The 433-nt window shown below is 82.7% G+C and carries 1 pseudogene; it reads right to left on the bottom strand.

Annotated features, from left to right (window positions below):
• Positions 1-433, bottom strand: a pseudogene (locus FOE67_RS28340) (hypothetical protein); the annotation flags it as partial.

The following is a 433-nucleotide window of genomic DNA, read 5'->3' on the forward strand; positions in this document are numbered from 1 at the left end:
GGGTCGCCGCCCAGCGCCAGTTCGGCGGAGGCACGGCGCAGCGCGGTGGCCAGCGGACCGTCCAGGGCCGCTCCCACGGACGCGGCGGCGGCCATCGGGGAGGCGCCGGCCGCCAGGCAGGCGGCCAACAGGCCGGCGGCCTCGGGCAACCGGGGATCGGACCGCGCCCGGCCCGATCCCCGTCGGCGGGCCGGCGCCCGCCCGACGGCGCCGTGTCCCCCGGCCCGCCGGGGCGACTTCCGGCGGCCGGGGCGCGGAGCCGCCAGGGCGGTGATGATCAGGCCGCCCACCACGCACAGCAGGACGGGGTCGCCGCCCAGCGCCAGTTCGGCGGAGGCACGGCGCAGCGCGGTGGCCAGCGGACCGTCCAGGGCCGCTCCCACGGACGCGGCGGCGGCCATCGGGGAGGCGCCGGCCGCCAGGCAGGCGGCCA

This window comes from Streptomyces calidiresistens, from assembly GCF_014141525.1.
In the GTDB taxonomy this organism is placed as follows: Bacteria; Actinomycetota; Actinomycetes; order Streptomycetales; family Streptomycetaceae; genus Streptomyces; species Streptomyces calidiresistens.